Genomic DNA, 6,105 nt, shown 5'->3' with positions numbered 1-6,105 from the left:
GCGTTGGCCTGCGTCGGGTCACGCAAACCGATGGTCAGCGTTGCGATCTACGAAAAGCCCTTGGAGACACCGCTTCTGAACCTCGTGATGAACGAGTCCCGGATCCAGGGATCGCTGTGCTACACCGGCGCCGACTTCGAGGCGGTGATCGCGTTGATGGCCGAGGGCGCCTACGACACCACCGGATGGGTGACCCGGATCCTGATCGACGATGTGATCGACGAGGGGTTCGAGGCGCTGCACGCCGGCAAGAAGATGAAAGTTCTGGTCGATCCGAACGGAGAACAGGCATGACGCTCCAAGGCAAGGTCGCCCTCGTCACCGGAGCCGGGCGCGGGATCGGTCGTGGGATCGCGCTGCGGCTGGCCCGCGACGGCGCCGACGTCGCTCTGCTCGACGTGCACCAGGACGGCATCGAGAACGTCGCCGGTGAGATCTCCGAGATCGGCTGCAAGGCAACGACAGTCGTCGCCGACGTGAGCGATCGTGATCAGATCTTCGCAGCCGTCGACTTCGCCGCGTCCGCGCTGGGCGGTCTGGACATCATGGTCAACAACGCCGGCATCGCACTGGTCGGCCCGATCGCCGACGTGACCGCCGAGGAAGTGGGTCGGGTGTGGGCGATCAACGTCAACGGGGTGCTGTGGGGCACCCAGGCCGCCGTCGCGAAGTTCAAGGAGTTGGGGAACCGGGACGCGGGAAAGATCAGCAGGGTCATCAATGCCTCGTCGATCGCCGGTCATGACGGCTTCGCGATGCTGGGGGTGTACAGCGCCTCGAAGTTCGCGGTGCGGGCGCTCACCCAGGCCGCCGCCAAGGAACACGCCGCCGACGGCATCACCGTCAACGCCTACTGCCCCGGGGTGGTCGGCACCGACATGTGGGTGGAGATCGACAAGCGCTTCGCCGAACTGACCGGAGCCGCCGAGGGGGAGACGTACGACAAGTTCGTCGGCGGCATCGCGCTGGGCCGCGCCGAGACCCCCGACGACGTCGCCGGCTTCGTGTCCTATCTGGCCGGCCCGGACGCCGACTACATGACCGGCCAGTCCGGCCTGATCGACGGCGGTCTGGTCTACCGCTGAGATGGGGAGCACACTGGGGTTCGATGCCCAGCAATATCGGCAGTTCGCCCGTGCCTGAACCGGCAGTGGGCGTCGGCGAGGACCCGCGCAGGTATGCGCGGTTGATGTCGGCTGTGTACGACGCGACGATGGCCGGCAACCGGGCCCCCGCCCGGCCCCGGGAGGTCATCGGAGACTCGTGGCGCCGGATGCTGGCCCGCGGGATCGATCCCGGTGTCGGAACCGACCCGGTGTCGGAACCGACCCGGTGGTGGACACCGGCGCCCTGGAGATGTTGCGGCGCTCGTCGGGGCTGATGGACGTGCTCGACGAGATCTCCCATGGTCTGGAGTCGCTGGTGGCCGAGGGGGAGAACATCCTCGTCGTCGCCGACGCACGCGGCCGGGTGCTGTGGCGCTCGGGGTCGCCGCAGGTGCTGGTCAACGCCGACCGGCTCGGCTTCGTCGAGGGCGCGAACTGGGGTGAGGGCGCCGTCGGCACCAACGCGATCGGCACGGCGCTGGTGTCGCAGCGTGCCGTCCAGGTGTTCTCGGCCGAACACTTCCTGCGCAGTCACCACCCGTGGACGTGCGCCGGGGCCCCGATCCGGGATCCGCGAACCGGACAGGTCATCGGCGTGGTCGACGTCTCAGGCCCGGCGCCGACCGTGCACCCGACGACCATTGCGCTGGTGGATGCGGTGGCGCGGCTGGCCGAGTCGCAGTTGCGCCAGGAGCACGACCGCACCCTCAACCGGCTGCGGGCGTTGGCCGCCCCGATCCTGGCGCGGATGGGCAGTCCGGCCCTGGCCGTTGACACCGAAGGCTGGGTCGCGGCGGTCGACGCGATGCCGATGCACAACCGGATCCTGCTGCCCGACCAGCTGGCCCCCGGTCGGGTGTGGCTGGCGACGCTGGGGTGGTGCGCCGTCGAGCCCCTTCCCGGTGGCTGGCTGGTGCGGCCGGCGGCCGGGGGCGACCCGGGCGAGGTGCAGCAGCCGACACGGGTGACGCTGGACCTCGGCAACCCGGACCGGCCGTCGCTGCGGCTGGCGGGCGAATTCGGTTGCTGGGCCCATGATCTCTCGCTCCGGCACGCGGAAATCCTTTTTGCCCTGACTCTTTCACCGCAGGGGCGGACGGCGCCGCAGCTCGCCGAGGATCTGTACGGCGACCGGTCGCGGGTGGTCACGGTGCGTGCGGAGATGTCGCGGCTACGAAAGCAGTTCGCCGGACTGCTCGCCGCCCAGCCGTACCGCTTCGCCGGTTCGGTCGATCTGGACATCCGCTACCCCGACGATCGGCGCCTGCTGTTGCCGCCCTCGACGGCGCCGGCGATCCGGGCCGCCCGCACGGTCGGTTCGCCGGCAGAACAGCGAGAGCACAATGGTTGATGTGGACACACCGAACCGGGCCCTGGTCACCGAGGCGGCCGCCGAGCTGTTGCGAAGCCTGCAGCAGCGACACGGTGCGTTGATGTTCCACCAGTCGGGTGGCTGCTGCGACGGGTCGTCGCCGATGTGTTACCCCGACGGCGACTTCATCGTCGGTGACCGCGACATCCTGCTGGCGGTGCTCGACGTCGGCGACGGAGGTGTTCCGGTATGGATCTCCGGTCCCCAGTTCGACGCGTGGAAGCACACCCAGCTGGTCATCGATGTGGTGCCAGGCCGCGGTGGCGGGTTCAGCCTCGAGGCTCCCGAGGGCATGCGTTTCCTGTCCCGGGGCCGGGCGTTCACCGAGGATGAGAACCGCGCGCTGAGCGCGGCGCCCCCGGTCACCGGCGCAGACTTCGAGCGCGGGGTGCGGCCCCCCTCGAACGGAACCCACATCGTGGCAGAGGGCGTCGACGCCTGCGCGATGCCTCTGAAGTAAGCCCTTGGAGTAACCCCGCGTCCGCTCGCGAAATATCATTCCGGGCTGCGAAATTGGGCTCAGTAATGACCCGGAATGATATTTCGCGCAGCGGCGCGCCGACCGGGTTTTCGGGCAGCGCGGCGTTACCGTGGTAAGCGTGATTCCGCTGCCGCGTGCGTCGGTGTTGACCGGCGTGATGATCGTCGGCGTCGCTGTCGGCATGATGGCAGCCCTCGCCGCAGCCATCGAGGTCACCGCGACCGTGCGACCGGACGTCGTGATCGCGCTTGTCGTCGGAGTCCCCGGCGTGATCGGCATGCTCACGATCCTGATGTCGGGCCGACGGTGGCTCACCGCGGTGGGTGCCATGATCCTGGCCATCGGGCCGGGCTGGTTCGGCGCGCTGGCCGCTATCCAGGTGGCCTCCGGTGCCTGACAACGACCGGGACGCACTCCCCGGCGACCACACCGAGCCGTTCCGGCCCGAGTTCACCGGATCCTTCACCGCACAGGGACTCATCGACGCGCCCACCCCGGCCGAACCCGTGGAGATCGCCTCGCATCCGGCGCAGCCCGCCGTCGTTCCCGGCATCGCCCAGTACCTCAGCCGCTGGACGTTCGTGTTCGTTGTTGCCGGCGTCTGGCTGCTCGCGGCGGCTGCCGGTCTCGGCCTGTACTACTGGTGGTTCCATTCACCGGACAAGACCCTGCCGGTGTTCGTGGTGCTGGTCTACCTGGTGTCATGCATCGTCGGCAGTCTGCTCACCGCGATGATCCAGGGCAAGCCCGTGTTCTCGGCTGTGGCCATCGCGCTGATGTCGTCACCGCTGGCGTCGGCGTCGGCGGCGGCGGTTCTGTATGGCGGCTACGTCTTCGGCTGGATCACCCGGTAGCGATCGCCCCGCGCCTATTAGGGTGGGTAAGCGTGACCCACTATGACGTCGTCGTTCTCGGAGCAGGCCCCGGCGGATACGTTGCAGCTATCCGCGCTGCCCAACTCGGGCTGAATACCGCCATCATCGAGCCCAAGTACTGGGGAGGGGTGTGCCTCAACGTCGGGTGCATACCGTCGAAGGCATTGCTGCGCAACGCCGAACTGGCCCACATCTTCACCAAGGAGGCCAAGCAGTTCGGCATCAACGGTGAGGCGAGCTTCGACTTCGGTGCCGCCTTCGACCGCAGCCGCAAGGTCGCCGACGGCCGCGTCGCCGGTGTGCACTTCTTGATGAAGAAGAACAAGATCACCGAGATCCACGGTTACGGGAAGTTCACCGACGACCACACCATCGTCGTCGACCTCAATGAGGGCGAGACCGAGAAGGTCACCTTCGACAACGCGATCATCGCGACCGGCTCCAGCACCCGGCTCGTCCCCGGAACATCGCTCTCGGAGAACGTCGTCACCTACGAGAAGCAGATCCTCACCCGCGAGCTGCCCGGCTCGATCGTCATCGCCGGCGCCGGCGCGATCGGCATGGAGTTCGGCTACGTCCTGAAGAACTACGGCGTGGACGTAACGATCGTCGAGTTCATGCCGCGTGCGCTGCCCAACGAGGACGCCGAGGTCTCCAAGGAGATCGAGAAGCAGTTCAAGAAGCTGGGCGTGAAGATCCGCACCGGCACCAAGGTCGAGTCCATCAAGGATGAGGGGGGCGACGGCCCGGTAATTGTCACCGTGAGCAAGGACGGCAAGTCCGAGGAGCTCAAAACCGACAAGGTGATGCAGGCGATCGGCTTCGCACCGAACGTCGAGGGCTTCGGGCTGGACAAGACCGGCGTGGAGCTGACCGAGCGCAAGGCCATCGGCATCGACGACTACATGCGCACCAACGTGAGCCACATCTACGCGATCGGCGACGTCACCGCCAAGCTGCAGCTGGCGCACGTCGCCGAGGCGATGGGCGTGGTGGCCGCCGAGACCATCGCCGGTGCCGAGACGCTTGCCCTCGGCGACTACCGGATGTTGCCGCGCGCCACGTTCTGCCAGCCACAGGTCGCCAGCTTCGGTCTGACCGAGGAGCAGGCGCGTGACGAGGGCTACGACGTCAAGGTCGCGAAGTTCCCGTTCACGGCCAACGGCAAGGCCCACGGTCTGGGCGATCCGACGGGATTCGTCAAGCTCGTTGCCGACGCCAAGTACGGCGAACTGCTCGGCGGGCACCTGATCGGCCACGACGTCTCCGAACTGCTGCCCGAGCTGACACTGGCGCAGAAGTGGGACCTGACGGTCAACGAGCTGTCCCGCAACGTGCACACCCACCCGACCATGTCCGAGGCGATGCAGGAGTGCTTCCACGGGCTGGCCGGCCACATGATCAACTTCTAGTTGAGGGGGATCTGGGTCGCCGGTATCGGCGGGTTGGTGGTCGGCCACATCCTGTGGCTGGCCGGTATCTCTGCGGCCATCGCCTCGACCGACGTGTCGACATGGGTGCTCATCGTCGCCGCGGTGTCGTTCGTCATCGGCGTCAGCGCCGGGATGATCGGCTGGCGGCAGTGGCGGCGCACGTCGCACAAGGGTGAGATCTGGGCGGCGTTCCTGTGGGCGTTGCCGGTGTCACCGGTTTTGCTGTCGCTGACGGTGCTGGGAGTGACCTACCTTTAGCTGGCGTCCACAGAATCGGGTGCCGACATCCCGTTTCGCCCCTTGTCGGCGTTCCCCGGCTCCTAGGATGGACCGGTGGGCGACGGGGGTGTCGGTGGTTTGCTGCTCCAGTGGTGGCGTCAGCGTGACGACTACCGATGGCGCATCGAGTTCCTGCGCAGCCGCGGGCTGCTGTCGGTGCTGCGCTACGTCATCGCCGGTATCGGCGCGACGATGGGTGCGCTCGCGGCGCTGAACGTGTGGATGCCGCCGGCGGCCGACGGCCTGGTGCACGGTCGCTGTCGTGGGCATCGCGGTGTGGTTGGCGATGTCCACACCCGAGTACGGGCTGCAGGTGGCGGTGTCGCGTGCCGTCATCGCGTTGCTGGTGACGGTGTGCATCCTGCCGGCGCTGCAGTTCGGCTTCTGGTTGCTCCAGGGCAGTTCCAAGCAGTCGCTGACCGACCCGCTCACCGAGCTGACCAATCGCCGCGGGCTGCCGGTGTCGATGCAACGGCTCGAGGAGGTGGCGCCCACCGACGCCGACCTGTGCGCGCTGCTGATCGACGTCGACGGGTTCAAGGGGGTCAATGACACGCTC

Annotated in this window: 6 protein-coding genes and 3 pseudogenes; all 9 read left to right on the top strand. The window is 67.6% G+C overall.

What is annotated here, in order from left to right; translation table 11 throughout:
* Positions 1-294: pseudogene (locus WA944_RS18980) on the top strand (2,3-butanediol dehydrogenase); the annotation flags it as partial.
* Complete coding sequence (locus tag WA944_RS18975; RefSeq protein WP_526369732.1) at positions 291-1,085, top strand: acetoin reductase; 795 nt, start codon at positions 291-293, stop codon at positions 1,083-1,085. The pseudogene WA944_RS18980 and the gene WA944_RS18975, both read left to right, overlap by 4 nt.
* Before the next feature lie 23 nt (positions 1,086-1,108).
* A pseudogene (locus WA944_RS18970) lies at positions 1,109-2,457 on the top strand (GAF domain-containing protein).
* Position 2,458: 1 nt separating this feature from the next.
* On the top strand, positions 2,459-2,938 hold the full coding sequence (locus WA944_RS18965) for a DUF779 domain-containing protein (protein WP_526369730.1): 480 nt from the start codon (positions 2,459-2,461) through the stop codon (positions 2,936-2,938).
* Positions 2,939-3,077: 139 nt separating this feature from the next.
* Positions 3,078-3,356, top strand: coding sequence for a putative holin (locus WA944_RS18960; protein ID WP_526369728.1), 279 nt, complete (start codon positions 3,078-3,080; stop codon positions 3,354-3,356).
* Positions 3,349-3,813, top strand: coding sequence for a hypothetical protein (locus WA944_RS18955; RefSeq protein WP_526369726.1), 465 nt, complete (start codon positions 3,349-3,351; stop codon positions 3,811-3,813). The genes WA944_RS18960 and WA944_RS18955 overlap by 8 nt, the downstream gene beginning before the upstream one ends.
* A 32-nt stretch (positions 3,814-3,845) precedes the next feature.
* Entirely contained in the window at positions 3,846-5,246 is a 1,401-nt protein-coding gene (gene lpdA, locus WA944_RS18950; RefSeq protein ID WP_526610005.1) for a dihydrolipoyl dehydrogenase, read from the top strand.
* Complete coding sequence (locus tag WA944_RS18945) at positions 5,247-5,525, top strand: hypothetical protein (RefSeq protein WP_526369722.1); 279 nt, start codon at positions 5,247-5,249, stop codon at positions 5,523-5,525. It abuts the gene before it with no gap.
* Positions 5,526-5,832: 307 nt separating this feature from the next.
* Positions 5,833-6,102, top strand: a pseudogene (locus tag WA944_RS18940) (diguanylate cyclase domain-containing protein); the annotation flags it as partial.
* Positions 6,103-6,105 lie beyond the last annotated feature (3 nt).

Source organism: Mycobacterium sp., assembly GCF_049683355.1.
In the GTDB taxonomy this organism is placed as follows: domain Bacteria; phylum Actinomycetota; class Actinomycetes; order Mycobacteriales; family Mycobacteriaceae; genus Mycobacterium.
This window is presented reverse-complemented; position numbering and strand designations above follow the sequence as displayed.